General features: G+C 52.8%; 3 protein-coding genes and 3 tRNA genes. All 6 read left to right on the forward strand.

Translation table 11 applies throughout. The features are described 5' to 3' along the window. Positions 1-115: 115 nt before the first annotated feature. Positions 116-1,078, forward strand: a complete 963-nt coding sequence (gene birA / locus KCG88_RS30765) for a bifunctional biotin--[acetyl-CoA-carboxylase] ligase/biotin operon repressor BirA (protein ID WP_210713761.1) — start codon at positions 116-118, stop codon at positions 1,076-1,078. Positions 1,079-1,246: 168 nt separating this feature from the next. Continuing rightward, positions 1,247-1,693, forward strand: coding sequence for a hypothetical protein (locus tag KCG88_RS30770; RefSeq protein WP_210713762.1), 447 nt, complete (start codon positions 1,247-1,249; stop codon positions 1,691-1,693). A gap of 142 nt (positions 1,694-1,835) precedes the next feature. Next, positions 1,836-1,920 (forward strand) — tRNA-Tyr (locus KCG88_RS30775). Between the two features lie 24 nt (positions 1,921-1,944). Continuing rightward, positions 1,945-2,018: transfer RNA gene (locus tag KCG88_RS30780), tRNA-Gly, on the forward strand. Between the two features lie 26 nt (positions 2,019-2,044). Next, a tRNA-Thr gene (locus KCG88_RS30785) sits at positions 2,045-2,120 on the forward strand. Between the two features lie 84 nt (positions 2,121-2,204). Beyond that, positions 2,205-2,744: GTP-binding protein (locus KCG88_RS30790; protein ID WP_210713758.1), on the forward strand; the 540-nt coding region annotated here is incomplete at its 3' end.

Consider the following 2,744-nt stretch of genomic DNA (forward strand, 5'->3'; position numbering starts at 1 on the left):
CAAAAAATAGGGTTGGTTTTTGCTGTCTCGATCGACTTGCTCGTCAGGTGGGGCTTTCTATGCAATGGCGCTGGGCATGGCTATCATGCCTGGCTCATGGTGAGGCGGAAACTGCATGTCGACGTTGTTAGAGCTTCTGAAAGATGGGCGATTTCACTCGGGTCAGGCGCTCGGTCAGGCGCTGGGTGTTAGCCGTAGTGCTATATGGAAGCAGTTACAGCTTCTTGAGGCGGAGTTGGGGCTTGTCATTCATAAGGTGCGAGGCCGCGGTTACCAGCTGGCGACTCCAATCACATTGCTGAGCAGTGCTGAGATAGGCCGCTCCTCTATTTCCAGTGGCTCCTGGGATATCCGAATTCTCGACTCTATCGACTCCACGAATGCACAGGCGCTGCGATCCATTGAAGAAGGGAGTGTGGCTCCTTTTCTTGTGCTAGCTGAGCGCCAGACGGTGGGGCGAGGCCGTCGTGGTCGTAAGTGGGTAAGCCCTTTTGCCGAAAATATCTATTACAGCCTCGTCTTGCGTATGGACGGAGGTCTCCGGCAATTGGAGGGGCTTAGCCTGGTCGTTGGGCTGGCGGTCATGCATACCCTTCGTGAGTATGGAGTTCCTGGTGCGGGTTTGAAGTGGCCAAATGATGTTTTGGTGGGTCAGAAGAAGGTCGCGGGGATACTTTTGGAGTTGGTGGGTGATCCTGCGGATGTGTGTCATGTGGTCCTGGGCATTGGGATCAATGTGAATATGCAAAGCGCTGAAGAAATCGATCAGGAGTGGACTTCAGTAAGGTTGGAGTCTGGCAAGGTTATTGATCGCAATCAGCTTGTTGCTCGATTGAATGAGGTTCTTGTGTCTTATCTGGAGCGTCATCGGTTGAACGGTTTCTCCGCGATCCAGCACGAGTGGGAGCAAGCTCACCTCTGGCAGGGGCGTGCTGTGTCTCTGATCGCGGGCGTCAATAAGATCGACGGTGTCGTGCTGGGTATCGATCGCCAAGGAGCTTTGCGGTTAAGCGTTGAGGGGGAAGAGAAAACCTATAGCGGCGGGGAGCTCAGTCTAAGGTTGCGTGAGGGGTCATGAGTTTCGGTCATCAATACGCGCTTGCGCGATCTGCGGCCTAGGGGGGTAGAGGGGGTGATTCCTTGTGCGGGGTGGGGCTTTGAGTGTTGTATTGGTTCCGCAAGATCAGCTTGTAGGTGATCCGTCTTTTCGAGTTGTTTAAGGCTTGTCCTCTGTCTTGAGGTTTTTATGCGCTGGTTGTTTCTGTTGTTATTGGTCCTCAATGGCTTTTACTACATCTGGCATCAGCAGGAAGCGCCACTTCGTGCGAAAGAGGTCATACCTCTCTCGCTCTATCGAGGTGCTCAGCAAGATATCCGTTTGTTGAGTGAGTCTTCTGATTCGGTCGAGCGGCGGGATAAGGGTAAGTCAGGGGAGGTTGATGCGAGCTGTCTTTATCTAGGGGGCTTTGCTCGTCGAGATACGGCTCAGATGCTGGAGCAGCGACTTGTAGGGCTGGGGGCTGATGTCAGGCTGCAGTCCTTGAGTGTTCCTGGTTCTTCTGGTTTTTGGCTGCGTGTGACTCCTGAGAGCAAGCATTTGCTGGATGATCTGCAACTGCAGAACCTTGCTAAAGAATTCAATGAGTTAAAACATAAAATAATGCCTTGCGAGGGGGTTGCAACTGTCGAATAGGTTGCATAGAATGGCGCCCGCTCCGCAGCGAAGACTTCACGAAGTTAGCGCTGCGAAGCGAGGTCAACGCAGCTAACCTCAAGATTTTATTGAGAAAATGCTTGACAGAAGGGTGGCATGATATAGAATGTCGCCTCGCTTAGGAGGGGTTCCCGAGCGGCCAAAGGGATCAGACTGTAAATCTGACGTCTACGACTTCGAAGGTTCGAATCCTTCCCCCTCCACCAGATTTAGCGAGAGCTGCAGGCTCCGCGGGTATAGTTTAGTGGTAGAACCTCAGCCTTCCAAGCTGATGATGCGGGTTCGATTCCCGCTACCCGCTCCAAGTTTGCAGGTTTTGCAAAGTGTTACGCTCTTGTAGCTCAGTTGGTAGAGCACACCCTTGGTAAGGGTGAGGTCAGCGGTTCAAATCCGCTCAAGAGCTCCATATAACAAGGCAGATATGAAAATATCTGCCTTTGTTTTAATGGCTTGGGTGACTTGCTCAATTCTTCTCCTAGGGGTGATTTCGATGGCTAAGGAAAAGTTCGAACGTAATAAGCCGCACGTTAACGTGGGTACTATCGGTCACGTTGACCACGGTAAAACCACTTTGACTGCTGCTCTGACTCGCGTTTGCTCCGAGGTTTTCGGTTCGGCTCGTGTTGACTTCGACAAGATCGACAGCGCCCCAGAAGAAAAAGCTCGTGGTATCACCATCAACACTGCGCACGTAGAGTACGACTCGAACATTCGTCACTACGCGCACGTTGACTGCCCAGGTCACGCCGACTACGTCAAAAACATGATCACTGGTGCTGCCCAGATGGACGGCGCGATCCTGGTTTGCTCGGCTGCCGATGGTCCGATGCCACAAACTCGTGAGCACATCCTGCTGTCCCGTCAGGTAGGCGTTCCGTACATCGTTGTCTTCCTGAACAAGGCTGACATGGTTGACGACGCTGAGCTGCTGGAACTGGTTGAGATGGAGGTGCGCGACCTGCTGAGCACTTACGACTTCCCAGGTGACGACACTCCGATCATCATCGGTTCGGCTCTGATGGCTCTGAAT

Origin of the sequence: Pseudomonas sp. MWU349 (genome assembly GCF_017947325.1) — a bacterium.
In the GTDB taxonomy this organism is placed as follows: Bacteria; Pseudomonadota; Gammaproteobacteria; order Pseudomonadales; family Pseudomonadaceae; genus Aquipseudomonas; species Aquipseudomonas protegens.

Excerpts from the sequence above, each read along its gene's own strand:
- birA (WP_210713761.1), top strand. The coding sequence starts at position 116 with ATGTCGACGTTGTTAGAGCTTCTGAAAGATGGGCGATTTCACTCGGGT.
- KCG88_RS30770 (WP_210713762.1), top strand. The coding sequence starts at position 1,247 with ATGCGCTGGTTGTTTCTGTTGTTATTGGTCCTCAATGGCTTTTACTAC.